This window comes from Enterobacter cloacae complex sp. S3, assembly GCF_014930495.1.
Lineage (GTDB): Bacteria > Pseudomonadota > Gammaproteobacteria > Enterobacterales > Enterobacteriaceae > Enterobacter > Enterobacter asburiae_B.
This window is the reverse complement of record NZ_JADBRD010000039.1, coordinates 29,592-53,417: the sequence shown is the minus strand read 5'-3', so window position 1 is coordinate 53,417 and position 23,826 is coordinate 29,592. Positions and strand designations below refer to the sequence as shown.

The 23,826-nt window shown below is 53.5% G+C and carries 25 protein-coding genes, 1 pseudogene and 1 other annotated feature; of the genes and pseudogenes, 12 read left to right on the top strand and 14 right to left on the bottom strand.

All coding sequences use genetic code 11. The annotated features are described in order from the left end of the window. Positions 1-167: 167 nt before the first annotated feature. From IM317_RS24030 to ugd, 3 genes are all read left to right on the top strand, one after another. Positions 168-338 (top strand): DapH/DapD/GlmU-related protein, encoded by a 171-nt coding sequence (locus tag IM317_RS24030; RefSeq protein ID WP_227010961.1) that lies wholly within the window; start codon positions 168-170, stop codon positions 336-338. A 165-nt stretch (positions 339-503) separates the two neighbouring features. Beyond that, positions 504-1,910: an NADP-dependent phosphogluconate dehydrogenase gene (gndA, locus tag IM317_RS20250; RefSeq protein WP_028013772.1), complete on the top strand. Its 1,407-nt coding sequence runs from the start codon at positions 504-506 to the stop codon at positions 1,908-1,910. A 226-nt stretch (positions 1,911-2,136) separates the two neighbouring features. Continuing rightward, positions 2,137-3,303: a UDP-glucose 6-dehydrogenase gene (gene ugd, locus IM317_RS20245; RefSeq protein WP_033145958.1), complete on the top strand. Its 1,167-nt coding sequence runs from the start codon at positions 2,137-2,139 to the stop codon at positions 3,301-3,303. A 72-nt stretch (positions 3,304-3,375) separates the two neighbouring features. Here ugd and IM317_RS20240 read toward each other — a convergent pair. From IM317_RS20240 to IM317_RS20230, 3 genes and pseudogenes are all read right to left on the bottom strand, one after another. Next, positions 3,376-4,417: pseudogene (locus tag IM317_RS20240) on the bottom strand (IS481 family transposase). Between the two features lie 173 nt (positions 4,418-4,590). Next, entirely contained in the window at positions 4,591-5,145 is a 555-nt protein-coding gene (locus IM317_RS20235; protein WP_033145956.1) for a GNAT family N-acetyltransferase, read from the bottom strand. A gap of 35 nt (positions 5,146-5,180) precedes the next feature. Further along, positions 5,181-6,185, bottom strand: coding sequence for an NAD-dependent epimerase (locus IM317_RS20230; RefSeq protein ID WP_033145955.1), 1,005 nt, complete (start codon positions 6,183-6,185; stop codon positions 5,181-5,183). Between the two features lie 192 nt (positions 6,186-6,377). On the opposite strand from IM317_RS20230, the gene wzzB reads away from it, so the two are divergent. Further along, positions 6,378-7,358 carry an LPS O-antigen chain length determinant protein WzzB gene (gene wzzB / locus IM317_RS20225; protein WP_033145954.1) on the top strand — a complete coding sequence of 327 codons (981 nt, stop codon included), beginning with the start codon at positions 6,378-6,380 and terminating at the stop codon, positions 7,356-7,358. A gap of 39 nt (positions 7,359-7,397) precedes the next feature. On the opposite strand, the gene hisIE is transcribed toward wzzB, so the two are convergent. The 9 genes from hisIE to hisL form a co-directional block, all read right to left on the bottom strand. Further along, positions 7,398-8,009 carry a bifunctional phosphoribosyl-AMP cyclohydrolase/phosphoribosyl-ATP diphosphatase HisIE gene (gene hisIE, locus IM317_RS20220; protein WP_033145953.1) on the bottom strand — a complete coding sequence of 204 codons (612 nt, stop codon included), beginning with the start codon at positions 8,007-8,009 and terminating at the stop codon, positions 7,398-7,400. Beyond that, positions 8,003-8,779, bottom strand: a complete 777-nt coding sequence (gene hisF / locus IM317_RS20215) for an imidazole glycerol phosphate synthase subunit HisF (protein WP_023330862.1) — start codon at positions 8,777-8,779, stop codon at positions 8,003-8,005. Before hisF ends, hisIE begins: the two co-directional genes overlap by 7 nt. After that, on the bottom strand, positions 8,761-9,498 hold the full coding sequence (gene hisA / locus IM317_RS20210; protein ID WP_033145952.1) for a 1-(5-phosphoribosyl)-5-[(5-phosphoribosylamino)methylideneamino]imidazole-4-carboxamide isomerase: 738 nt from the start codon (positions 9,496-9,498) through the stop codon (positions 8,761-8,763). Before hisA ends, hisF begins: the two co-directional genes overlap by 19 nt. Continuing rightward, entirely contained in the window at positions 9,498-10,088 is a 591-nt protein-coding gene (hisH, locus tag IM317_RS20205; RefSeq protein WP_032636077.1) for an imidazole glycerol phosphate synthase subunit HisH, read from the bottom strand. Before hisH ends, hisA begins: the two co-directional genes overlap by 1 nt. Beyond that, entirely contained in the window at positions 10,088-11,155 is a 1,068-nt protein-coding gene (gene hisB, locus IM317_RS20200) for a bifunctional histidinol-phosphatase/imidazoleglycerol-phosphate dehydratase HisB (protein ID WP_033145951.1), read from the bottom strand. The genes hisH and hisB overlap by 1 nt, the downstream gene beginning before the upstream one ends. Beyond that, positions 11,152-12,213 carry a histidinol-phosphate transaminase gene (hisC, locus tag IM317_RS20195; protein WP_032658765.1) on the bottom strand — a complete coding sequence of 354 codons (1,062 nt, stop codon included), beginning with the start codon at positions 12,211-12,213 and terminating at the stop codon, positions 11,152-11,154. Before hisC ends, hisB begins: the two co-directional genes overlap by 4 nt. Further along, entirely contained in the window at positions 12,210-13,514 is a 1,305-nt protein-coding gene (gene hisD / locus IM317_RS20190; protein ID WP_033146555.1) for a histidinol dehydrogenase, read from the bottom strand. Before hisD ends, hisC begins: the two co-directional genes overlap by 4 nt. A gap of 5 nt (positions 13,515-13,519) precedes the next feature. Beyond that, complete coding sequence (gene hisG, locus IM317_RS20185) at positions 13,520-14,419, bottom strand: ATP phosphoribosyltransferase (RefSeq protein ID WP_033145950.1); 900 nt, start codon at positions 14,417-14,419, stop codon at positions 13,520-13,522. Between the two features lie 45 nt (positions 14,420-14,464). Further along, positions 14,465-14,588: a sequence feature (His leader region), on the bottom strand. Next, on the bottom strand, positions 14,564-14,614 hold the full coding sequence (gene hisL, locus IM317_RS20180; protein ID WP_001364200.1) for a his operon leader peptide: 51 nt from the start codon (positions 14,612-14,614) through the stop codon (positions 14,564-14,566). (Overlaps the previous feature by 25 nt.) Before the next feature lie 175 nt (positions 14,615-14,789). Here hisL and IM317_RS20175 point away from each other — a divergent pair, with 175 nt between their 5' ends. From IM317_RS20175 to IM317_RS20160, 4 genes are all read left to right on the top strand, one after another. After that, a complete protein-coding gene (locus IM317_RS20175; RefSeq protein ID WP_024908072.1) occupies positions 14,790-15,614 on the top strand; it encodes an SDR family oxidoreductase in 825 nt (274 codons plus the stop codon). A gap of 42 nt (positions 15,615-15,656) precedes the next feature. After that, complete coding sequence (locus IM317_RS20170) at positions 15,657-16,586, top strand: LysR substrate-binding domain-containing protein (protein ID WP_033145949.1); 930 nt, start codon at positions 15,657-15,659, stop codon at positions 16,584-16,586. Positions 16,587-16,805: 219 nt separating this feature from the next. Beyond that, entirely contained in the window at positions 16,806-16,868 is a 63-nt protein-coding gene (gene yoeI / locus IM317_RS20165; RefSeq protein ID WP_099458931.1) for a membrane protein YoeI, read from the top strand. After that, entirely contained in the window at positions 16,858-18,216 is a 1,359-nt protein-coding gene (locus IM317_RS20160) for an APC family permease (RefSeq protein ID WP_033145948.1), read from the top strand. Before yoeI ends, IM317_RS20160 begins: the two co-directional genes overlap by 11 nt. A 118-nt stretch (positions 18,217-18,334) precedes the next feature. On the opposite strand, the gene sbcB is transcribed toward IM317_RS20160, so the two are convergent. Then, entirely contained in the window at positions 18,335-19,771 is a 1,437-nt protein-coding gene (sbcB, locus tag IM317_RS20155; protein ID WP_370650855.1) for an exodeoxyribonuclease I, read from the bottom strand. A 198-nt stretch (positions 19,772-19,969) separates the two neighbouring features. Between sbcB and dacD the strand changes: the two genes are divergently transcribed. The 4 genes from dacD to IM317_RS20135 all read left to right on the top strand — a co-directional run bounded on the left by dacD (position 19,970) and on the right by IM317_RS20135 (position 23,374). Next, positions 19,970-21,136: a serine-type D-Ala-D-Ala carboxypeptidase DacD gene (gene dacD, locus IM317_RS20150; protein WP_032658759.1), complete on the top strand. Its 1,167-nt coding sequence runs from the start codon at positions 19,970-19,972 to the stop codon at positions 21,134-21,136. Between the two features lie 119 nt (positions 21,137-21,255). Next, positions 21,256-21,729 (top strand): DNA gyrase inhibitor SbmC, encoded by a 474-nt coding sequence (sbmC, locus tag IM317_RS20145; protein WP_033145946.1) that lies wholly within the window; start codon positions 21,256-21,258, stop codon positions 21,727-21,729. A 92-nt stretch (positions 21,730-21,821) separates the two neighbouring features. Further along, positions 21,822-22,880 (top strand): FUSC family protein, encoded by a 1,059-nt coding sequence (locus IM317_RS20140; protein ID WP_033145945.1) that lies wholly within the window; start codon positions 21,822-21,824, stop codon positions 22,878-22,880. Between the two features lie 158 nt (positions 22,881-23,038). Continuing rightward, complete coding sequence (locus IM317_RS20135; protein ID WP_008499467.1) at positions 23,039-23,374, top strand: DUF496 family protein; 336 nt, start codon at positions 23,039-23,041, stop codon at positions 23,372-23,374. A gap of 47 nt (positions 23,375-23,421) precedes the next feature. On the opposite strand, the gene IM317_RS20130 is transcribed toward IM317_RS20135, so the two are convergent. Continuing rightward, positions 23,422-23,757, bottom strand: coding sequence for a gamma-glutamylcyclotransferase family protein (locus IM317_RS20130; RefSeq protein ID WP_033145944.1), 336 nt, complete (start codon positions 23,755-23,757; stop codon positions 23,422-23,424). Between the last annotated feature and the right edge of the window lie 69 nt (positions 23,758-23,826).

Below are 23,826 nucleotides of genomic sequence, written 5' to 3'. Positions count from 1 at the left end.
TACATTGATTGATAATGATGTTATTTTAGGCGATTGAGTTACTCTAAAAATCTGATATCTATTTGTGGGATGGGCTAACAATCGAAGATGATGTTTTCACTGGGCCCAATGTCACGTTCTTAAATGATCTCTATCCTAAGTCCAAGATCCAACTCGAATCATTTTTCATGGCAGTTATCAAGAAAGGAGAATCTATTGGAGCGAACGCTACTATTTTTCTTGGTATAACTTTGGGGCTGAATTGCTTAGTTGGTACCGGTAGTGTAGTTACCAAGAATGTATCAGCTAATGCTGATATTGCTGAAAATCCAGCAAGAATTCTAAGGTATATTGATTAGGACTAATATTAATTAGGCTTATTAAAAAAATAATATACAAACCTTCATTACGCATTTTATGTAAAGTATTTTCTATTTACTTCCCCTTTTAGTAGGTTATCATATTCAATAATCTATAAGCTGCGGACAAAAAACCGTAGCGACCACACCTGACAGGAGTATGTAATGTCCAAACAACAGATCGGCGTTGTCGGTATGGCAGTGATGGGGCGCAACCTGGCGCTCAACATCGAAAGCCGTGGTTATACCGTCTCCGTTTTCAACCGCTCCCGTGATAAGACCGAAGAAGTGATTGCCGAGAACCCAGGCAAGAAACTGGTTCCTTTCTATACGGTGAAAGAGTTCGTTGAATCTCTGGAAACGCCTCGTCGTATCCTGTTAATGGTGAAAGCAGGCGCAGGTACCGATGCAGCTATCGACTCCCTGAAGCCTTACCTTGAAAAAGGTGACATCATCATTGATGGCGGTAACACCTTCTTCCAGGACACCATTCGTCGTAACCGTGAGCTGTCTGCTGAAGGCTTTAACTTCATCGGTACCGGTGTATCTGGTGGTGAAGAGGGCGCACTGAAGGGCCCATCCATCATGCCTGGTGGCCAGAAAGAAGCATACGAACTGGTTGCTCCTATTCTGACTAAAATCGCTGCCGTTGCCGAAGATGGCGAGCCGTGTGTGACCTACATCGGTCCGGACGGTGCTGGTCACTATGTCAAAATGGTGCACAACGGCATCGAATACGGCGACATGCAGCTGATTGCTGAGGCTTATTCCCTGCTGAAAGGCGGTCTGAACCTTTCCAATGAAGAACTCGCGGAAACTTTCACCGAGTGGAACAAAGGCGAGCTGAACAGCTATCTGATCGACATCACCAAAGATATCTTCACGAAGAAAGATGAAGAGGGTAAATACCTGGTTGATGTGATTCTGGATGAAGCTGCCAACAAAGGTACCGGTAAATGGACCAGCCAGAGCTCTCTGGATTTGGGCGAACCGCTGTCACTGATCACCGAATCCGTCTTCGCGCGTTACATTTCTTCTCTGAAAGAGCAGCGCGTCGCGGCATCTAAAGTGCTGTCTGGTCCGCAGGCTAAACCAGCGGGTGATAAAGCCGAATTCGTTGAAAAAGTGCGTCGTGCACTGTACCTGGGTAAAATCGTTTCTTACGCCCAGGGCTTCTCTCAGCTGCGTGCGGCGTCAGACGAGAACAACTGGGATCTGAACTACGGTGAGATCGCGAAGATCTTCCGCGCGGGTTGCATCATTCGTGCGCAGTTCCTGCAGAAAATCACCGATGCCTATGCTGAAAACGCCGGTATCGCCAACCTGCTGCTGGCACCGTACTTCAAGAAAATTGCGGATGAATATCAGCAGGCGCTGCGTGACGTGGTTGCCTACGCTGTCCAGAACGGTATCCCGGTTCCGACCTTCTCTGCTGCAGTAGCCTACTACGACAGCTACCGTGCTGCTGTGCTGCCAGCTAACCTGATTCAGGCACAGCGTGACTACTTCGGTGCGCATACTTACAAACGTACCGATAAAGAAGGCGTGTTCCATACCGAATGGATGGAATAAGTTAACTCACTTGCTGTAATCAAAACCCGGAGCTTGTCTCCGGGTTTTTTTATGCAAAAAGTGTCGCCTGTTATTCGAAGTAGTCTGAATCTCGCCCCGCTCGTAGTGATTACTCCTGGTTTGCCTTGACAGTTCAGTTTGCCAGGAGGTACAAAGCCCAACAGTTATGTTTATCGCGATGGTCTGGCGGCCATCAGTACAGTTAACTCACAGAAGTCATTAGCGAATGAAAATAACAATCTCCGGAACAGGGTATGTCGGTCTTTCTAACGGCATTCTGATTGCCCAGAATCATGAAGTGGTTGCGCTGGATATCGTGCAGGCCAAAGTGGATATGCTCAATCAGAAAAAATCGCCGATTGTGGATAAAGAAATCCAGGACTATCTCAGCAATAAATCGCTGAATTTCCGCGCCACGACAGATAAAGAAGATGCATACCGCGATGCGGATTACGTCATCATTGCGACGCCTACTGACTACGATCCTAAAACCAACTACTTCAATACCTCAACTGTAGAAGCGGTTATCAAAGACGTTATCGCGATTAACCCTGACGCGGTGATGGTTATTAAATCGACCATTCCTGTTGGGTTTACCAAATCTATTAAAGAAAAGTTCGGTATTGATAATATCTTCTTCTCGCCTGAATTCCTGCGTGAGGGGAGAGCGCTTTACGATAACCTGCATCCTTCGCGTATCGTGATTGGCGAACGTTCAGAGCGCGCTGAACGCTTTGCTGCGCTGCTTCAGGAAGGCGCAGTGAAGAAAGATATTCAGGTGCTGTTCACCGACTCCACTGAGGCAGAGGCAATTAAGCTCTTCGCGAATACCTACCTGGCAATGCGAGTGGCTTATTTCAATGAGCTCGACAGCTACGCAGAGAGTCTTGGCCTGAATACCCGCCAGATTATTGAAGGTGTGTGTCTCGACCCGCGTATTGGCAACCACTACAACAATCCGTCATTTGGCTACGGCGGCTATTGCCTGCCAAAAGATACTAAACAATTGCTGGCAAATTATCAGGCTGTGCCGAACAACCTCATTTCGGCGATTGTTGACGCTAACCGTACACGTAAAGATTTCATCTCCGATTCCATCCTTGCGCGTCAACCGAAAGTGGTCGGCGTATACCGTCTGATCATGAAGAGTGGCTCCGATAATTTCCGCGCCTCTTCCATTCAGGGGATCATGAAGCGCATTAAGGCGAAAGGGGTTGAGGTTGTAATCTATGAGCCGGCCATGCCGGACGATCAGTTCTTCAATTCCCGGGTGATCCGCGATCTGGATGCCTTTAAGAAAGAAGCCGATGTCATCATTTCAAACCGCATGGCGGAAGAGCTGGCTGACGTGGCGGATAAGGTATATACCCGCGATCTGTTTGGTAGTGATTAAGAGAACAATTTAGCTGTATTAGCTCAGACCTGATCTGACAGTTACCGGTTATTTATACAGGTATCTGTCAGATTACATCTGGTTTAAATTTTTCTCAGCCCAGATGCACTTTCCATCAAGTAATGTTTCCATCGGCGTCCGGCCACAGCACATTTTTCCCTGATGAGTTCGCTCATTATTATAGTGAGCCAGCCATTCATCAAGATCCAATTGTAATGTATCAAGATCACCATATAGCTTTTTGCGGAACGTCACCTGATAAAACTCGTTCAGTATCGTTTTATGGAACCGCTCACAGATGCCGTTAGTCTGTGGTGACATCGCCTTAGTTTTCGTGTGTTCGATGTCATTTATCGCCAGATAAAGCTGATAATCATGATGTTCCACTTTGCCACAATATTCTTTACCTCTGTCGGTCAGTATTCTCAGCATCGGCAGGCCCTGAGACTCATAAAATGGCAGTACACGATCTTTTAGTAAATCAGCTGCTGTAATCGGCGTTTTGGTGACGTAGAGCTTGCAGTGAGCCACCCTTGAGTACGTATCAACGAACGTTTGCTGATAAATACGCCCGACACCTATCAGATTGCCAACGTAGTACGTGTCCTTTGACCCCAGATAACCCGGATGAGCGGTTTCAATTTCACCACAGGCCTCGTCGTCACCGGCTTTACGCTCCAGCGCGGCGATCTGGCTGTCAGTCAGTTCAATACCATCACGGGTCACTTTTTCTTCCAGTGCTTTCAGGCGTTTTTTGAAGTTCTCAAGGTTATGGCGTAACCAGACGGAACGAACACCACTGCCGGAGATAAAAACACCCTGTTTACGCAGCTTGTTACTGGTCCGGTGCTGGCCGTGAGCCGGGAATGCGACAGCATAATCAACCACAGCCCGCTCAGTGGCCTCATCGGTGCGGTTCTTAAGGTTTGGTGTGCGGCGACTCCGGTTTATCAGCGCATCCACGCCGCCTTCATCGGCCAGTTCGCGGTAACGATAAAATGTATCACGTGAAACGCCCATGATTTTACAGGCTTTCGATACATTGCTGAGCTCTTCAGCTCAGATTGAGCAAACCGGCTTTGTGTTTGATAACGGGATTGGTAGTATGAAGCATGAGAGTTACCTCGTGTTTTGTATAAGGATTCGACACCCATATCAAAACCGGTAACTCTCAACCTTTCAAGGCCATGTGTCAGATCAAATCGCGACTAATACAATTTAGCTTAAAAGGACAGCTTGTTATTAGCTGTCCTTTTAATCTCTAGTCTTAGAGCAGTTAAACCTTTCTTATTTGATTAAAATGAGCTCAGGAAGATATTTTTTAAATTTGTTCATTGAGTGCTGAATGCTGTCTTTCGAAATAGTGAAAAGAACATCATCCTCAGTTTCTTTTTGACGAACAGCACCGAAACGCTCATGGAATCTGATGACAGAATGATTACCTTTACGTACGTCGAAGTGGGCACTGGTAAACCCTAATTTCAAAGCGTAGTAATAAACTAGAAGTGCCGACTCAATTGCAAAGTGTGAAGGTGCATCTTCATGAATGACCCATGATCCCCAGCAGAAAGAATCTTGCTGCTGATCATAAATTCTTACCGTTCCAAAAGGCATATCTTCAAGGTCGGTAATGATGAAGTAGGCTTGGCCCTCGCTTTTCAGATAACCTTCTATCCATTTTTCTTGAGATTTAATATCATCAGAGGTGGTGCTTATAAATCGCCCTTTTTTCTCATTCGTTCTCAGCGCGACAATGAAAGCTGCATCATCGGTTTTAACATTTCGAAGTTTAACAGAGCGACCCACGATAAGATCTGTCTGGTGAATTACTGGAATAGACATAGCAGTTCCTTTTGGCGTAGACATAATGAATGCATTCAAATTTTGTAGAAACGTTTGTACCAGTCTACAAAGTTCTTCACCCCATCTTTAACTGAGGTTTGCGGTTTAAATCCGATCACCTCATAAAGCGCCCGGGTATCGGCACTGGTTTCCAGAACATCGCCTGGCTGGAGAGGCAGCATGTTTTTCTCTGCTTTTTTACCCAGCGCGTCTTCCAGGGCGGTAATGTAATCCATCAGTTCGACTGGCGAGCTGTTACCGATGTTGTAGACCCGGTAAGGCGCTGAACTGGTTGCCGGGGAGCCGGTCTCAACGGTCCAGTTTGTGTCTGACTGAGGAATAACATCCTGCAGACGAATAATTGCTTCAGCGATGTCATCAATGTACGTGAAGTCGCGCTTCATTTTACCGTAGTTATAGACATCGATGCTTTTGCCCTCAATGATCGCCTTAGTAAACTTAAATAGCGCCATGTCCGGACGTCCCCACGGACCGTACACGGTGAAGAAGCGCAGGCCGGTGGTCGGCAAGTTGTACAGATGCGAATAGGTGTGCGACATCAGCTCATTGGCTTTTTTGGTCGCGGCATAGAGTGAGACCGGGTGATCCACGGAATCGTCAGTGGAGAAGGGCATCTTGCGGTTGAGGCCGTATACTGAGCTGGACGAGGCATAAAGCAGGTGCTGCACGTTATTATGGCGGCAGCCTTCCAGCACGTTGAGATGGCCGATAAGGTTGGCATCTGCATACGCGTGAGGGTTTTCAAGAGAGTAGCGTACACCCGCCTGCGCGGCCAGATGAATCACACGATCAAACTTCTCACTGGCGAAAAGCGTGGCCATACCTTCCCGGTCAGCTAATTCCAGCTTGTGGAAGGTGAAACGCTCAGATTTTAACAGTTCCAGGCGCGCCAGCTTCAGGTTGACATCGTAGTATTCATTGAGGTTATCGATACCAACAACCTGATGACCAGCCTCAAGGAGGCGTTTACTGACATTCGCACCGATAAAACCTGCAGCGCCCGTGACTAAAAATTTCATAGCTTCCCTCATAAACCCTATTCTATAGATGCCGTAACGCATCACATGGCGTCTATGATAGCGCGAAGGGTGTAAGTTACATAACCCATCTTTCCGATATTACTCATCGGATTCTTATAGAAAAATCGCCAGTAATAGATAAACTATACAAACTTAATTATGTTTGCCCTTTTTTTATCAGTTAGGGATTGTATGACGCAAAATAACAATAGCCAGGTCAGCCGAAGCAATGACCCGGAGCAAATTGATCTACTTGATTTAGTGCTGCAGCTGTGGCGTGGGAAGTGGGTGGTAGCAGCCTTTGTTGTTGTTTGTATCGCCCTGGCAATTGGATATTTATCCGTTGCTAAAGAAAAGTGGACCTCTAGTGCAATCATTGCACAACCTGACGCAGCTCAGATTGCCACCTATTCTAATGCGTTGAATATTCTGTACGGTACCGCCGCACCTACAATGACTGACAACCAAACGCGCGCTATCGGCCGTTTTAGCGCCTCATTCTCGGCATTGTCACAGGCGCTTGAAAATCAGGCTGAGCCTGAAAAACTGACGATTGAGCCCAAGGTTAAAGATCAGCCGCTCCCGTTAATTGTATCGTATACCAGTACATCGGCAGAAGCCGCGCAAAAGCAGCTAGCGCAGTACATCCAGCAGGTAGATGAGCAAACGGCTAAAGAACTCGCCGCTGACCTTAATGACAACATCAAAGCGCAGATAAAGACCCTGAATGATTCCCTGCAAAACCAGGAGAAGGTCGCTCAGGAGCAAAAAGATCTGCGTATCAAACAGATTGCTGAGGCACTGAAGAACGCTGAAGCGGCGAAAATTACCTCGCCTCAGTTGCAGCAAACCCAGGAAGTGACTCAGGAAACGATGTTCCTGCTGGGAAGTGAGGGGCTGAAATCAATGATTGACAACGAAGCTTCTCTCCCTTTGGTCTTCCCAAGAGCATATTATCAGACCAAACGAAATCTGCTGGACATCCAGAATCTCAATGTAAACCCGGATACAATCCACGTTTACCGTTATGTCATGAAGCCGGAACTCCCTGTGCGACGTGACAGCCCGAAAAAAGTGATTGTTCTGATTCTTGCCGTGCTGCTGGGCGGAATGATTGGTTCCGGTTTTGTGCTTGGCCGCAACGCATTGCGCAACTACAAACCAAAAGTCTGATTTGCAGATTAAAAAAACCGGGGATATTCCCCGGTTTTTTTATTTGTGACGTTTGCGAAGATTTTCAATCACCGCCGTCAAATCCAGCTCCTGATCCTGCAGTAGCACCAGCAGGTGATACATCAAATCAGACGCTTCATTCGTCAGCTCCTCGCGGTCATGCACGGTCGCGGCCAGCGCGGTCTCAACGCCTTCTTCTCCTACCTTCTGTGCGATGCGCTTGGTTCCGCTGGCGTACAGCTTCGCGGTGTAGGAACTTTCAGGATCCGCCGTTTTACGCTCTGCCAGCACCTGTTCCAGTTGATACAGGAACAACCACTGGTGGCTCGCCTCGCCGAAGCAGCTGCTGGTGCCCTTATGGCAGGTTGGGCCGATTGGGTTTGCCAGCACCAGCAGGGTGTCGTTATCGCAGTCAGGCGTTATGCTCACTGCATTCAGGAAATGACCCGAGGTCTCGCCTTTGGTCCACAGGCGCTGTTTCGTGCGCGAGTAGAAGGTCACTTTGCCGCTGTCGATCGTTTTCGCCAGCGCGTCCTGGTTCATATACCCCAGCATCAACACTTCGCCTGAGACGGCATGCTGGACAACCACCGGCAGTAACCCGTCCGTTTTTTCCCAGTCCAGCTGCGCCTGTTGTTGCTCTGTTAACATACCCTGATCTCCACGCCCTGGTCGGCCAGGTACGTTTTTAACTCACCAATATTAATAATCTGTTTGTGGAACACGGACGCGGCCAGCGCGCCGTCCACGTTCGCATCGCGGAACGCTTCAAGAAAGTGTTCCATGGTGCCCGCGCCGCCGGAGGCGATCAGCGGAACGTGGCAGACCGCACGGACTTTTTTCAGCTGCTCGAGGTCATACCCGTTACGCACGCCGTCCTGGTTCATCATGTTGAGGACAATTTCACCCGCGCCACGCTTTTGCACTTCCTGCACCCAGTCGAGCGTTTCCCACTGCGTCACGCGCGTGCGGCTTTCATCTCCGGTGTACTGGTTCACGTGGTACTTACCCGTTGCGGCGTCATACCAGGTGTCGATCCCAACCACAATACACTGCACCCCAAAACGATCGGCGAGGCGGGTGATCAGCTCCGGGTCGGCCAGGGCAGGGGAGTTAATCGAAATCTTGTCGGCGCCAAACGAGAGAATTTTGGCGGCGTCGTCAGCGGATTTAATACCGCCCGCCACGCAGAACGGAATGTCGATCACTTCCGCCACGCGTGCCACCCAGCTTTTATCGACCACGCGGCCATCGCTGGAGGCGGTGATGTCGTAAAAGACCAGCTCGTCGGCGCCTTCATCGGCATAGCGTTTTGCCAGCGGGACGATGTCGCCAATGATCTCGTGGTTGCGGAACTGCACGCCTTTCACGACCTGACCATCGCGTACGTCCAGGCAGGGGATTATCCGTTTTGCCAGCATTGAATCGCCTCCGTCACAGTAAATTTACCTTCCAGCAGGGCCCGACCCACAATCACACCCTTCACACCGGTACCGCGCAGCGCGGCCACGTCACCGATATCACCGATACCGCCCGAAGACTGGAACGCCACCTGCGGATAACGCGCACAGACCTCTTCATACAGCGAGACGTTGGAACCCGCCAGCGTCCCGTCGCGGGAGATGTCCGTACACAACACGTGCTTCAGACCAACGGGCAGATAAATATCGACCAGCTCTTCCAGCGTCACGCCGGAGTTTTCCTGCCAGCCGCTAACGGCCACCTGCTTATTACCCTGTTCGTCAATACGCACGTCCAGCGCCAGCACCAGGGCATCGGCACCAAAGCGGCGGAACCAGCCTTTCACCGTCTCAGGATCTTTCACGGCGGTTGAGCCCACCACCACGCGGGCCACGCCAGCGTCCAGCAGCGCCGCGACGTCATCTTCCGTACGCACGCCGCCGCCGACCTGGACGGGCACATCAACACCCGCAACAAGTTGTTTAAGCAGTGGGATCTGGCGCTTCGCCGGATCTTTCGCGCCCGTCAAATCCACCAGGTGCAGTACCTGCGCACCCTGGGCGGCATAATCCTGCAGACGCGGCAGCGGATCGTTTCCGTAGTCGCGCTGCTGGCCGTAATCGCCCTGATGCAGACGGACAACCGTACCGTCAATTAAATCTAACGCGGGAATAATCATCACATCTCCAGGAAGTTTTTCAGCAGCTGCGCGCCCGCGGCGCCAGAGCGCTCCGGGTGAAACTGCACGCCGAAGAAATTGTCTTTCTGTACGGCCGCCGTAAACGCCTCGCCGTAGGTGCACTGGGCGATCGTATTCACGTTCACCGGCATGGCGTAGCTGTGCACGAAGTAAAAATACGCGCCGTCTTCGATGCCGCGAAACAGCCGGTCGCCCGCTTTGGCGTAGACGCGGTTCCAGCCCATATGCGGCAGAGGCAGGCCGCGATCGGTCATTTTCGGCACGTCTTCATCAATAATGCCCAGCAGGTCAACGCCGTTGCTCTCTTCGCTGCGGCGGCCCAGGATCTGCATGCCCAGACAAATGCCCAGCACCGGCTGGGTACAGGCTTTGATCAGGTCGACCAGCTCTCGTTCGCGAATCTGATCCATCGCCGCCTGCGCGGTGCCCACGCCCGGTAAAAAGAGTTTGTCGGCGCGCAGCACCACGTCCGGGTCACGGCTTACCACCGGCTCATAGCCGTGGCGCGCAATGGCCGATTTCACGGAGTTCAGGTTGGCGCATCCGGTATCCAGAATGACCACGTTCATTACAGCACTCCTTTCGATGAAGGCAGGGCGTCACCTTCCACGCGAATTGCCTGGCGCAGGGTACGGCCAAAGGCTTTAAAGAGACTCTCCACGCGGTGGTGGTCGTTCTTGCCCTTGGTCTTCAGGTGCAGCGTCAGGCCCATGGTGTAGGACAAGGAGCGGAAGAAGTGCTCCACCATTTCGGTGCTCAGATCGCCCACGCGCTGGTAGGTGAAATCAGCTTTGTATTCCAGGTGCGGACGGCCGGAGATGTCCATCGCGCAGCGCGCCAGACACTCGTCCATCGGCAGGACAAAGCCGAAACGGTTAATGCCGCGCTTGTCGCCGAGCGCCAGCTTCAGAGCTTCACCCAGCGCCAGGCCGGTATCTTCCACGGTGTGGTGATCGTCTATGTAGAGATCGCCTTTTACCGTAATTTCCATGCGGAAACCGCCGTGGGTGGCAATCTGGTCCAGCATGTGATCGAAGAAACCGACGCCGGTGTGGATCTTGCTGCCGCCTTCACGGTCCAGCCAGACCTTCACATCAATCTGCGTCTCTTTGGTGTTGCGCTCTACGTGGGAATAGCGGTCGCGTTTTGTGAGCTGCTCGCCAATCTTCGCCCAGTTCAGGTTGTTGCGGTCGTAGCGCAGCCCCGCGATGCCCATGTTTTCCGCCAGCGTAATATCGGTGATGCGATCGCCGATGACATAGCTGTTGGTTTTATCCAGCGCATCCTCAGCCAGGTAGCGCTCTACCAGCTTCACCTTTGGCTTACGGCAGTCACACTCGTCGGCCGGCATGTGCGGGCAAATCAGCACTTCATCAAATACCACGCCCTGAGAGGTCAGCACCTGCATCATCAGATTATGCGGGCCGTCAAAGTCCGCCTGCGGGAAGCTGTCGGTACCCAGACCATCCTGGTTGGTGATCATCACCAGCCTGTATCCGGCTTTTTGCAGCTTAAGCAGCACCGGGATCACGTCCGGTTCAAAAGCCAGCTTGTCGAATCGATCGACCTGAAAATCGGCTGGTGGCTCCGAAATAAGGGTACCGTCACGATCGATGAAAAGGATCTTCTGGGTCATACTTTCTCCGCTTTCAGGGCGTCAATCACGCGCTGGCTCTCTGCACGGGTGCCTACGGTAATGCGCAGGCACCCGCTCAGAGAAGGTTGTTTATTCTGGTCTCGTAAGATAATGCCCTGATCCCATAAAGATTTAAATACGGCACTGGAGGCGGTGAAGCGCACCAGGATGTAGTTAGTTTCCGAGTCGAATACCTGCTCCACGCAAGGGATATCCTTCAGGGCGGTCACCAGATACTGACGTTCCTCCAGGATTTGCGCCACGCGCTCGCGCATCGCGTTGATCCCCTGAGGCGTCAGCGCCTGTGCCGCAATATCGGCAACCGGCGTTGAGAGCGGGTACGGGGCGATCACTTTCAGCAGCAGGTCGATGACCTCTTTATTTGCCAGTGTGAATCCGCAGCGCAGACCCGCAAGGGCAAAGGCTTTCGACAGCGTGCGCAGCACCACCAGGTGCGGATACTCTTCCAGCCAGCCTGCCAGCGTCGCCTGTGGGCAGAACTCGATGTAGGCTTCGTCGGCAACCACCAGCGCTTTACCGCGCGTCATTTCCAGCAAAGTGCGGATATCCTGCGGGTTGATAATCTGTCCGGTCGGGTTGTTCGGGCTACAGACGAACACCACTTTTACCCCATCGAGATTGTCGGCGATCCCCTGAAGATCCAGCTGCCAGTTCTCCAGCGCCTGCACGTTGCGACACGCTACGCCGAAGGTTTCCGCGCTGACGCTGTACATGCCGTAGGTAGGCTGGCAGTACATCACCGCATCTTTGCCCGGCTCGCAGAAGGCGCGAATCAGCAGTTCAATGCCCTCATCCGCGCCGCGGCTGACCAGCACCTGCTCCGGCTTCACGCCCGCGTACTGCGCGTAGTTTTCAATCACCGCTTTCGGCTGACATTCCGGATAGCGGTTCAGCGTTTGCTGCGACAGTTCGAACTGCACCGCCGTCGGGAATTCGTTGGCGTTCAGCCAGACATCCCCTTTACCGCCCAGACGACGCGCCGACTGGTAAGGCGTCAGGCGACGGACATTTTCGCGGGCTAACTCTTCAATGTTCATGCTTGCTCCTTCAGGGCTGCAACGCGCAGCGTAACGGCATTTTTGTGGGCGGTCAGCCGCTCGGCGGCAGCCAGGGTTTCAATAGTAGACGCCAGTGACGCAAACCCTTCGCGGGAGAGCTCCTGCACGGTCATGCGTTTCTGGAAATCCGCCAGGCCCAGGCTCGAACAGGTTGAGGTGTAGCCATACGTGGGCAGCACGTGGTTGGTGCCGGAGGCGTAATCGCCCGCGGACTCCGGTGACCAGTCGCCGAGGAACACCGAGCCCGCGCTGGTAATGCTGTCAACCAGATCGCGCGCGTTGCGGGTCTGAATGATCAGGTGCTCCGGGCCGTACTGGTTGGAGATGGTAATACACTGGTCCAGGTCGCGCGCCACAATGAGGCGGCTGGCCGCTAGCGCCTGACGTGCCGTGTCGGCGCGGGGCAGGTCGGCAAGCTGGCGCTCAACGGCTTCGCCCACGCGTTTCGCCATATCGGCGTCCGGCGTCAGCAGGATGACCTGCGAGTCCGGGCCGTGTTCCGCCTGAGAAAGCAGGTCGGAGGCGACGAAGTCCGGCGTTGCGCCGCTGTCGGCAATCACCAGCACCTCAGACGGGCCGGCAGGCATATCGATGGCCGCGCCGTCCAGACGCTGGCTGACCTGGCGCTTGGCTTCGGTCACGTACGCATTGCCCGGGCCAAAAATTTTGTCAACCTTAGGAATAGATTCCGTGCCGAACGCCAGGGCCGAAATCGCCTGCGCGCCGCCCACTTTATAGACTGCCTGCACGCCGCACAGCTTCGCCGCATAAAGGATCTCGTCGGCAATTGGTGGCGGTGAGCAAAGCACCACTTTCTGACACCCGGCAATGCGCGCGGGTGTCGCCAGCATCAGTACGGTGGAGAAAAGCGGGGCAGAGCCGCCAGGGATATAGAGGCCAACGGATGCAACCGGGCGCGTGACCTGCTGACAACGCACGCCGGGCAGGGTTTCGACATCCACGGTCTGCAGCTTTTGCGCGGTGTGGAAGGTATCAATGTTTTTCACCGCGACGGCCATCGCCTGCTTGATATCGTCACCCAGACGATTGCTGGCATCAATGATTTCCTGCTCGGTAACCTGTAATGCACCGACTTCCGTCTTGTCAAACTTCGCGCTGTATTCACGCAGCGCGTCATCGCCACGGGCTTTGACGTTATCCAGAATCTCCGCCACGGTGCGTGAGATGCTCTCAGAGGCGGAAATCGCCGGGCGCATCAGCAGCTCGCGCTGCTGTGCGTCGCTACAGGTGTTCCAGTCGATGATTGTGTTAAAGCTCATGGCCATTACTCCATCATCTTCTCAATAGGCAGCACCAGGATGGAGCTTGCGCCCAGCGCCTTCAGTTTTTCCATGGTTTCCCAGAACAGGGTTTCGCTGCTCACCATGTGCATCGCCACGCGCTGCTGATCGCCCGCCAGCGGCAGGATGGTTGGACGCTCAGCGCCCGGCAGCAGGGCAATCACTTCATCCAGACGCTCGGTTGGGGCGTGCATCATGATGTATTTGGACTCACGCGCCTGAATCACGCCCTGAATGCGGGTCAGCAGCTTGTCGATCAGCTGCTGCTTGGCGTCGGCCATGTCGCCGTCGCGCTGAATCAGGCACGCTTTAGAGCGGTAGATCACTTCCACTTCGCGCAGACCGTTGGCTTCCAGCGTCGCGCCGGTAGAGACGAGGTCACAGATGGCGTCCGCCAGACCCGCACGCGGCGCCACTTCAACGGAGCCGTTCAGCAGGCAGGATTTAAACTGCACGCCTTTCTGGTCGAGATAACGCTTTAACAGGTGAGGGTAAGAGGTGGCGATACGTTTGCCGTTCAGCGCGGCCGGGCCGTCCCACGTTTCGTCAACCGGCGTGGCCAGCGACAGGCGGCAGCCGCCGAAGTCCAGACGACGCAGGGTGAAATAACGCGGATCTTCGCCCTGCGCGCGGCGGGTCAGCAGCTCTTCTTCCAGCACGTTTTCCCCGATGATGCCGAGGTCAACGACGCCGTCCATGACCAGGCCGGGAATATCGTCATCACGCACGCGCAGAATGTCGATGGGCATGTTTTCAGCCAGAGCAATCAGGCGCTGGGTGTGCAGGTTAATTTTAATCCCGCAGCGGGCCAGCAGTTCGCGTGAATCGTCGCTCAAACGGCCTGATTTTTGAATAGCTATGCGTAAGCGTGAGTTATCTAACATTCTTTATTCCTCGTTAACCTGTTTTAACCTGTCTGAATTCGGTCCAAAAAAAAGCCCCCGGAAGAAGATCTTCCGGGGGCTTTTTCATGCGTTCATGCACCACTGGAAGATCCAAACGTCTTCCAGCACACATCGCCTGAAAGACTAGTCAGGATGATGGTGATGATGGTGGTGTTTAAATTGAACGCGTGTCATATAAATTCTCGATGAATGCTTATTCATTTGATGTCTTTTAACCTAAACCAGTTGTACGACATATTGCAAGGGCTTTTTTTGATCATTAATTCATTTCATATTGATGCTATGAATTGTGTGTTCTGCCGGGCTGGCGTAGCCTTATAAAAGACGAGTGAGAGTCAGGAGAATTCGCATGAAAAAGGTCGCGATTGTCGGTTTAGGGTGGCTGGGAATGCCGCTGGCGATGTCATTAGCCGCGAAAGGCTGGCAGGTGACCGGGAGCAAAACCACGGCGGATGGGGTAGAGGCAGCGCGCATGTGCGGTATTGATGGCGTTGAGCTGCGCCTTGAACCGGAGCTGGTGTGTGATGCTGACGATCTGGACACGCTGATGAACGTCGATGCGCTGGTGATCACGCTCCCCGCGCGGCGCAGTGGCCCGGGCGAGTCGTTTTATCTGCAGGCGATGCAGGAGATCGTCGACAGCGCGCTGGCGCACCATGTTCCGCGCATCATTTTTACCAGCTCGACGTCGGTGTATGGCGAAGTTGAGGGCGTGGTGAAAGAGAGTTCCGAGCGCCGTCCCGTGACGGCGAGCGGTCAGGTTCTGAAAGAGCTGGAAGACTGGCTGCATAATCTTCCCGGCACGCAGGTCGATATCGTACGTCTGGCGGGGCTGGTGGGCCCTGGCCGCCATCCGGGACGCTTTTTTGCCGGTAAGTCTGCGCCAGACGGCCAGCATGTCGTCAATCTTGTGCATCTTGACGATGTTGTTGCTGCGATTGAGCTACTCTTACAGGCTCCGAAAGGTGGACACATCTATAATATATGTGCACCTTCTCATCCGGCACGCAGCACGTTTTACCCGCTGATGGCACGTCAGCTGGGTCTGGCTCCGCCGGTTTTTGGTGAGGCAAAGGATGACAGTAAAGGCAAAATTGTTGATGGCAATCGCATTTGTCATGAGCTGGGGTTTGAGTATCAGTATCCCGATCCGCTGGTGATGCCCATGGAATAAGACCCGCAGCGGAGAAGATCGCGCACCAGAAGGGGGGCGAGCATGAAACCGCTGCTGGATGTTCTTATTATTCTGGATGCTCTGGAAAAAGAGGGGAGCTTTGCCGCTGCGTCAGCAAAGCTCTACAAAACCCCATCTGCGTTGAGCTATACCGTCCAAAAACTGGAAAGCGATCTCAATATCCAGATCCTCGATCGCTCCGGACACCGCGCACGTTTCACCCGTACCGGGCAGATGCTGCTGGAAAAAGGTCGCGAAGTCCTCCATACCGTTCGTGAACTCGAAAAACAGGCCGTAAAACTCCATCAGGGTTGGGAAAACGAGCTGGTTATTGGCGTGGATGATACCTTTCCGTTTTCTCTCCTGACGCCGCTGATTGAAGCCTTCTATCAACACCACAGCGTGACCCGGCTTATCTTTATCAACGGCGTGCTGGGTGGCTCCTGGGATGCCTTAACGCAGGGCAGGGCGGACATTTTCGTCGGTGCGCTCCATGAGCCTCCCCAGCTGAGTGATTTTGGTTTTGCCCGGCTGGGCGTGCTCGAGCAGGTATTTGCCATAGCGCCTCATCATCCCCTGGCTCAGGAACCCGAGCCGCTTAACCGTCGCGTGATTAAAGGCTACCGCGCCATAGTTGTTGGGGACAGTTCTCGTCCGGAATGCTCGGTTTCCTCGCAGCTGCTTGATGAGCAGGAGGCTATTACCGTTTTCGACTATAAAACCAAGCTGGAACTGCAAATAAGCGGCCTCGGCTGCGGCTATTTACCTCGCTATCTGGCGCAGCGGTTTATTGACAGCGGCGCGCTTGTTGAAAAACAGGTACTTGCTCAAAGCAGTAATGAATCGGTGTGGGTAGGCTGGAATGAACAAACTGCCGGGCTGGCCAGCGCCTGGTGGCGAGACGAGATTTTAGCAAATAGTGCTATCGCCGCCGTTTACTCTCAGCCCGGCGTCCAGAAATCAGCCAGTTAGCAAAAAGAAAAACGGACCGGGCGTTGCAAAGTATTGCCTTTTGTATCCGATGTGGGGCAAAATGCCGCCGCTGCAACCAAATGAATAATCGACGATATAAAAGGCGTCGGTTATTTTTTTTTGCATGTACGAAACGAAACTAAAAACCAAGAGGCCGGGCTTCGTACCGGATAGATATTTACTAAAATCCGACAGTTGTTGTCGCTGAGGAAGAAAGAAATGGGGCAATTTTTCGCTTACGTGGCGGTTATCACCGTAAAGGAGAATAACTATGTCGCATAACGCAACTCCAAACACCTCTCGCGTGGAATTACGTAAAACGCTTACGTTGATTCCGGTTGTTATGATGGGCCTTGCCTATATGCAACCGATGACGCTGTTCGATACATTCGGTATCGTATCAGGCCTCACAGACGGTCATGTGGCAACGGCGTACGCCTTTGCGCTGGTCGCCATTCTCTTTACTGCGCTGAGCTACGGTAAACTGGTTCGCCGTTTCCCGTCTGCAGGCTCTGCCTATACCTATGCCCAAAAATCCATCAGCCCGGCGGTTGGCTTCATGGTGGGCTGGTCATCTCTGCTGGACTATCTGTTCATGCCGATGATCAATATTCTGCTGGCAAAAATTTACTTCGAAGCGCTGGTGCCTTCTGTTCCATCGTGGATCTTCGTTGTCGCGCTGGTGGCCTTTATGACCATCTCTAACCTGCGCAGCATCAAGACCGTGGCGAACTTCAACACCCTGATTGTTATACTGCAGATGGGTATTGTGGCGGTTATCGTTGGCCTGATCATCTACGGTGTTTCTCACGGTGAAGGTGCAGGTACGCTGACCAGCACGCGTCCATTCTGGTCTGAAGGTGCGCACGTTGTGCCGATGATTACCGGTGCGACGATTCTGTGCTTCTCGTTCCTGGGCTTTGACGGTATCTCTTCTCTGTCCGAAGAGACCAAAGATGCTGAGCGCGTGATCCCGAAAGCGATTTTCCTGACAGCGCTGATTGGCGGCCTGATCTTTATCGGAGCTTCCTACTTCCTGCAGCTGTACTTCCCGGACATCTCTCGCTTTAAAGATCCAGATGCGTCACAGCCTGAAATCATGCTGTATGTAGCGGGTAAAACCTTCCAGTGGGGCGTGCTGATCTTCTCCAGCGTGACCGTACTGGCGTCCGGCATGGCGGCACACGCAGGCGTTTCTCGTCTGATGTACGTGATGGGCCGTGACGGCGTATTCCCGACCCGTTTCTTCGGCTACGTTCATCCGAAATGGCGTACTCCGGCGTGGAACGTGCTGCTGGTTGGCGCTATTGCCCTGCTGGCGATTAAATTCGACCTGGTGACGGCGACCGCGCTGATTAACTTCGGTGCGCTGGTGGCGTTTACCTTCGTTAACCTCTCCGTGATCTCACAGTTCTGGATCCGTGAGAAGCGCAACAAAACGCTGAAAGACCACTTCAACTATCTGGTGCTTCCAGTATGTGGTGCCCTGACCGTGGGCGCGCTGTGGGTTAACCTGGAAGAGAGCTCTATGGTGCTTGGCCTGATTTGGGCGGGTATCGGCCTGATTTACCTGGCCTGCGTCACGAAGAGCTTCCGTAACCCGGTTCCTCAGTACGAAGACGTCGCGTAATGACTTGCCGGGTGGCGCTAGCGCTTGCCCGGCCTACAAAACGACACACCCGTTGGCCTGTGCCAGCGGGCAAAAAAAAGCCGGAGACATCGCCTCCGGCTTTTTTTATACCCCTCGCTCAGACAATCTCTTGAGCGTACTGGAACAGGGATTTCAACAGCGCCTGTTTCTCAGCATTCCCCTCATACTGGCCATAAAGCATTTCCAGCTCCTGGGCATAGCTATTAAGGAACTCAGGGGTAAAGACATTGCGACGATGCTGCAGCCAGCGATCCTGCTCAGCCTCGTCCAGCGTGCCGGGGAAGTTACGCGCGCGGTAGTTAAACATCAGCTTTTCGATGCGTTTATCGGCAAAGGTGATATCCAGCGCCGGCAGGTTACGCGGCTCGGTTTGCAGAACGATATTCATCGCCGCGCGGTCGGCATCGCTGAAGAAGCCGTTGTAGAGCTGGGCATCCACGTTTTCAGACGGCACGAACGGCTCCGCCTCGGCAAAGATAGCAACTACTTTCTCGCGCACCTGCGGGTTATCGCGCAGCACTTTCAGGTTATCAAGGCAGCGCTGACGGTTAATGCCCAGTCTGTCCGCATCTTCCGGGCGCAGCGTATTCGCCTGCGCGAGTACCGGACATTTATTGATATGCACCAGTTTGACCGGCACCGCGGGCAGATCGCCGAGTTCATTTTTCGGGGTATAGAGCCGTTCGCGCAGGGTATCGCTGTCGAGCTCCAGCAGCGGCGAAATATCGCCGGCTAAATCCACCATGATGACCGCATTACGGTTGTCCGGATGCCACGCCAGCGGGGCGACCCAGCTGGTATTACCGCGCCAGGCACCAAACATGCCGGAAATATGCACCAGGGGTTTCATCTGCGGCACGTCGATAAGGGTCATCAGCTTCTGCTTGCTGCGGTGGCTCAGCAGATACTCAAACAGCCGGGGCTGCGCGTTTTTCACCAGCTTCGCCATGGCAATGGTGGCATAGACGTCCGCCATCGCGTCGTGGGCATTGCTGTGCTCGATGCCGTTGGCGCGCGTCAGGTGTTCCAGCCGGAAGCTGGTCAGCCCTTCCTCGTTTTCCGGCCAGTTAATGCCCTCAGGACGCAGGGCATAACAGGCGCGCATGATGTCGAGCAAATCCCAGCGTGAATTGCGGTTCTGCCAGCTCCAGGCATAGGGATCGTAGAAGTTGCGATAGAAGATGTTGCGCGTTACTTCGTCATCGAAGCGGATGTTGTTGTAACCGACCACGCAGGTATTGGGGACGGTAAACAGATCGTGGATGCGTCGGGCGAATTCTGCCTCGTTAACGCCTTTCTCGCGCGCTTCCTGAGGCGTGATCCCGGTGACCATGACCGCCCCGGGCTGCGGCAGGTAGTCATCAGCCGGTTTGCAGTAAAAGACCTCAGGCTCGCCAATAATGTTGAATTCGTCGTCGGTACGGATGGCGGCAAACTGCGCCGGTCGGTCCAGCGCCGGGTGCGTGCCAAAGGTTTCGTAGTCATGAAATAAAAAAGTCGGGCGAGCGGCAGAGTCAGACACCAGTAATACCATCCTGTTAAAAAATGACGTCACTATGGTAAACGATCGTGCGGTTCAGACCGAATAAAAAGCACCGCTGTCGAGCAAATTTGCGCGCCAGCTTCAGAGAAAAATCTGTGCTCTGTCACATTTTTTTGCAATTAAGCCAGGTAACGACATCAGAACTCCCGTAAAAAGGTCATCGATTTTTAATGACCTGAGGATATACCGTTGAAACGCCGTCTGTTTATTGCTGTTTCTTTACTCGCTTCGAGTGTCTCATCTGCTTTTGCGGCCGAACCACTGGATTTTTCGCCGCAGCCTCCGGCCATTCAGGCTGGCTCCTGGGTGCTGATGGACTACACGACTGGTCAGATCTTAACGGCGGGCAACGAACATCAACAACGTAATCCGGCGAGCCTGACCAAACTGATGACAGGGTATGTGGTTGATCGGGCCATTGATAGCCATCGCATTACGCCGGACGACATTGTCACCGTCGGGCGTGACGCGTGGGCAAAAGGCAACCCGGTTTTTGACGGCTCGTCGCTGATGTTCCTGAAAGAGGGCGATCGCGTCTCCGTGCGTGATTTAAGCCGCGGTCTGATTGTCGATTCCGGCAACGACGCCTGCGTGGCGCTGGCCGATCACGTGGCGGGCGGTCAGCCGCAGTTTGTGAAGATGATGAACGACTACGTGCAGAAGCTGAACCTGCGCGATACGCACTTTGAAACCGTCCACGGGCTGGACGCGCCGGGCCAGCACAGCTCGGCCTATGACCTGGCCGTACTCTCCCGGGCCATCATTCACGGCGAGCCTGAGTTTTACCATATGTACAGCGAAAAGAGCCTGACCTGGAACGGGATCACCCAGCAAAACCGTAACGGCCTGCTGTGGGATAAAACCATGAACGTGGACGGGCTTAAAACGGGGCATACCTCGGGAGCGGGCTTTAACCTGATTGCGTCCGCCGTTGACGGCCAGCGCCGTTTAATCGCGGTGGTGATGGGGGCGGACAGCCCGAAAGGCCGTGAGGACCAGGCCCGGAAACTGCTGCACTGGGGGCAGCAGAACTTCGATACGGTGCAAATCCTGCATAGCGGTAAAAAAGTGGGGACAGAGCGTATCTGGTACGGCGATAAGGAGCAGGTGAAACTGGGCACCGACCAGGATTTCTGGCTGGCCTTGCCGAAAGCGGAAGTGCCGAACATCAAAGCCAAATACGTGCTGGATAAAAAAGAGCTGGAAGCGCCGATTGCTGCGCATCAGCGGGTCGGGGAGATCCAGCTCTATGACCGTGACAAGGTGGTGGCGCACTGGCCGCTGGTGACGCTGGAAGCCGTTGATAAGGGCGGACTGTTCTCTCGCATGAGCGATTATCTCCACCACACGCTTTAACCGCTGATGGGCAGACTGGCAGGGTTGCGAGTCTGCTCACATAATAAACACTCCTCGTTTGCCGATAATAGTAATCCAGCTTTATAGTGTATAAATATACAGTAATAAATGGAGGCAGCATGGACTACAGCATCAAGCAGCAACAGAAACGTAAGATTGCCGGTTTTCATTTGGTCGGACCGTGGGAACAAACGGTTAAACAGGGCTTTGAACAGCTGGTGATGTGGGTGGACGGGCGCCACATTGAGCCGCTGGAGTGGGTTGCGGTCTACTACGATAACCCCGACGAGGTCCCGGCAGAAAAACTGCGCTGCGATACGGCCGTTACGGTACCGGACGATTTCGTTATCCCGGAAAACAGCGAAGGCGTCATGATGACGGAAATCGCGGCCGGGGATTATGCCGTGGCGACGGCGCGCGTGGAAAACTACGACTTCGCCACGCCGTGGTATCAGTTCTTCAACTCTCTGCTGCAGGACAATAAGTACCAGATGGCGCTTAAACCCTGCTTCGAACGCTATCTCAATGACGGCAATGCAGACGGCTACTGGGATATCGAAATGTATATCGCGGTAGAGCATAAAACGGCTTAAGCCTGCTAAATGAAGGGTTTTTCAGCCGGGAGCGATCCGCCCGGCTGAAAACACAGTACAATTGTGATTTGCCGTGTAGCTGGAGAGCGGGTGTGCGTCCCGACAAATCATTAACCCCTTTTGAAATTCGGTTGTACAAACATTACCGCGTGGTGCACGGGTGCCGCATCGCGCTGGCGTTCGTATTGACGTTTGTACTGGTCCGTTTGCTTGATGTTCCGGAAGGGACGTGGCCGCTGATCACCCTGGTGGTGGTGATGGGGCCCATCTCGTTTTGGGGGAACGTTGTTCCGCGCGCCTTTGAGCGAATTGGCGGGACGGTTTTAGGCTCGGCCCTTGGGCTTATTGCCCTGAAGCTGGAGCTCATCTCATTTCCCGTGATGCTGGCATGGTGCGGGGCCGCCATGTTCCTGTGCGGCTGGCTGGCGTTGGGCAAAAGACCGTATCAGGCCTTGCTGATTGGGATTACTCTCGCGGTGGTTGTCGGTGCGCCCGCCGGGGATATGACCACCGCGCTGTGGCGAAGCGGGGATGTCATCCTGGGGTCACTGCTGGCCATGCTCTTCACCGGCATCTGGCCGCAGCGCGCTTTTCTGCACTGGCGTATTCAGATGGCGAACTACGTCACCGCCTTTAACCGCGTCTATCAGGCCGGTTTTTCCCCGAATCTGGTCGAACGTCCCCGGCTGGAAAAGCATCTGCAAACAATCCTCAACGACGTGGTCAAAATGCGCGGCCTGATCACGCCCGCCAGCAAAGAAACCCGTATTCAGAAATCGATTTTCGAAGCCATCCAGACGGTAAGCCGCAATCTGGTCTGCATGCTTGAACTGCAAATCAACGCCCACTGGGCCTCGCGTCCCAGCCATCTGTTGATGCTTAACGCGCAGACTCTCAAAGAGACCCAGCAGATGACGCAGCAAACGCTGTTGACCATTGCCCATGCGCTCTATGAAGGGAACCCGCAGCCGATACTGGCCAACAGCGAGCGGCTGAATGAGATCGTTGCGGAGCTGAAGCAGTTAATCAATGAACGCCAGAGCGATAACGTGGCGGAAACGCCTATTCATGGCTACGTCTGGCTGAGCATGGAACTGGCGCGTCAGCTTGAGCTGTTATCGCACCTTATTTGCCGGGCGCTGCGCAAATAAAAGGCGTATGTGACGGCTGCTGCTTCGATTCAGCAGCAATTGGGGTTATGATAGCTTTAAACGATATACTCATTGTCATTCGCAGCCGCTGTCAGTAAGGTTATTGTTACAACGGTTGCCTTAACGAATCCGAATCTCACATTATCAGGGGTGTAAAAATGGAAACTACCAAGCCTTCGTTCCAGGATGTTCTGGAATTCGTCCGCCTGTTCCGCCGCAAAAACAAGCTGCAGCGTGAAATCCAGGACGTTGAGAAGAAGATCCGTGACAACCAGAAACGTGTTCTGCTCCTCGACAACCTGAGCGACTACATCAAGCCAGGTATGAGCGTTGAAGCTATTCAGGGCATTATCGCCAGCATGAAGAGCGACTATGAAGACCGCGTTGATGACTACATCATCAAAAACGCTGAGCTGTCTAAAGAGCGTCGTGACATCTCTAAAAAGCTGAAAGTGATGGGCGAAATCAAAAACGGCGAAGCAAAAAGCGAGTAATCGCAGCGAATAGTGAAAAAGGCTCTCTGGTGACAGAGAGCCTTTTTTTATGATTCAGAACGCGGCTGTAGCTGATAAATCCAGGCCTGAACCTGCTTGCCTTCAAGGGTGGTCACCGTGACCTCAACCCGATCGTAGCCGTCTTCAAATTCGTCCAGCATTTGCCAGTGCGCGGCAAGGTTATCAGAGATAAACAGATAGCCTTCGACGCGGGGGCCGTCAGGGTGAAGCACAATTCCCGGGAAGTCCGCCGCGGCGCCCCAGCCGCGTTCGTAAAACGTGCCGGATACGGAACCGGCCAGCCATTCGCCGCCGATGTCTTCAAGAATATGCGCATTAGAGTGGCCCGGGCGCAGCGTGCCGTAGACAAACAGAGCGTTCATTTTCCCTCATCCGCAAAGCAAAAAGCCTGCTTTAAAAGCAGGCTTTTTAAATTTGGCTCCTCTGACTGG

What these genes read in the sequence shown, in the direction of transcription:
- IM317_RS24030 (WP_227010961.1), top strand. Translation starts at nt 168, where the DNA reads ATGGCAGTTATCAAGAAAGGAGAATCTATTGGAGCGAACGCTACTATT.
- gndA (WP_028013772.1), top strand. Translation starts at nt 504, where the DNA reads ATGTCCAAACAACAGATCGGCGTTGTCGGTATGGCAGTGATGGGGCGC.
- ugd (WP_033145958.1), top strand. Translation starts at nt 2,137, where the DNA reads ATGAAAATAACAATCTCCGGAACAGGGTATGTCGGTCTTTCTAACGGC.
- IM317_RS20235 (WP_033145956.1), bottom strand. Translation starts at nt 5,145, where the DNA reads ATGTCTATTCCAGTAATTCACCAGACAGATCTTATCGTGGGTCGCTCT.
- IM317_RS20230 (WP_033145955.1), bottom strand. Translation starts at nt 6,185, where the DNA reads ATGAAATTTTTAGTCACGGGCGCTGCAGGTTTTATCGGTGCGAATGTC.
- wzzB (WP_033145954.1), top strand. Translation starts at nt 6,378, where the DNA reads ATGACGCAAAATAACAATAGCCAGGTCAGCCGAAGCAATGACCCGGAG.
- hisIE (WP_033145953.1), bottom strand. Translation starts at nt 8,009, where the DNA reads ATGTTAACAGAGCAACAACAGGCGCAGCTGGACTGGGAAAAAACGGAC.
- hisF (WP_023330862.1), bottom strand. Translation starts at nt 8,779, where the DNA reads ATGCTGGCAAAACGGATAATCCCCTGCCTGGACGTACGCGATGGTCAG.
- hisA (WP_033145952.1), bottom strand. Translation starts at nt 9,498, where the DNA reads ATGATTATTCCCGCGTTAGATTTAATTGACGGTACGGTTGTCCGTCTG.
- hisH (WP_032636077.1), bottom strand. Translation starts at nt 10,088, where the DNA reads ATGAACGTGGTCATTCTGGATACCGGATGCGCCAACCTGAACTCCGTG.
- hisB (WP_033145951.1), bottom strand. Translation starts at nt 11,155, where the DNA reads ATGACCCAGAAGATCCTTTTCATCGATCGTGACGGTACCCTTATTTCG.
- hisC (WP_032658765.1), bottom strand. Translation starts at nt 12,213, where the DNA reads ATGAACATTGAAGAGTTAGCCCGCGAAAATGTCCGTCGCCTGACGCCT.
- hisD (WP_033146555.1), bottom strand. Translation starts at nt 13,514, where the DNA reads ATGAGCTTTAACACAATCATCGACTGGAACACCTGTAGCGACGCACAG.
- hisG (WP_033145950.1), bottom strand. Translation starts at nt 14,419, where the DNA reads ATGTTAGATAACTCACGCTTACGCATAGCTATTCAAAAATCAGGCCGT.
- IM317_RS20175 (WP_024908072.1), top strand. Translation starts at nt 14,790, where the DNA reads ATGAAAAAGGTCGCGATTGTCGGTTTAGGGTGGCTGGGAATGCCGCTG.
- IM317_RS20170 (WP_033145949.1), top strand. Translation starts at nt 15,657, where the DNA reads ATGAAACCGCTGCTGGATGTTCTTATTATTCTGGATGCTCTGGAAAAA.
- IM317_RS20160 (WP_033145948.1), top strand. Translation starts at nt 16,858, where the DNA reads ATGTCGCATAACGCAACTCCAAACACCTCTCGCGTGGAATTACGTAAA.
- sbcB (WP_370650855.1), bottom strand. Translation starts at nt 19,771, where the DNA reads ATGGTATTACTGGTGTCTGACTCTGCCGCTCGCCCGACTTTTTTATTT.
- sbmC (WP_033145946.1), top strand. Translation starts at nt 21,256, where the DNA reads ATGGACTACAGCATCAAGCAGCAACAGAAACGTAAGATTGCCGGTTTT.
- IM317_RS20135 (WP_008499467.1), top strand. Translation starts at nt 23,039, where the DNA reads ATGGAAACTACCAAGCCTTCGTTCCAGGATGTTCTGGAATTCGTCCGC.
- IM317_RS20130 (WP_033145944.1), bottom strand. Translation starts at nt 23,757, where the DNA reads ATGAACGCTCTGTTTGTCTACGGCACGCTGCGCCCGGGCCACTCTAAT.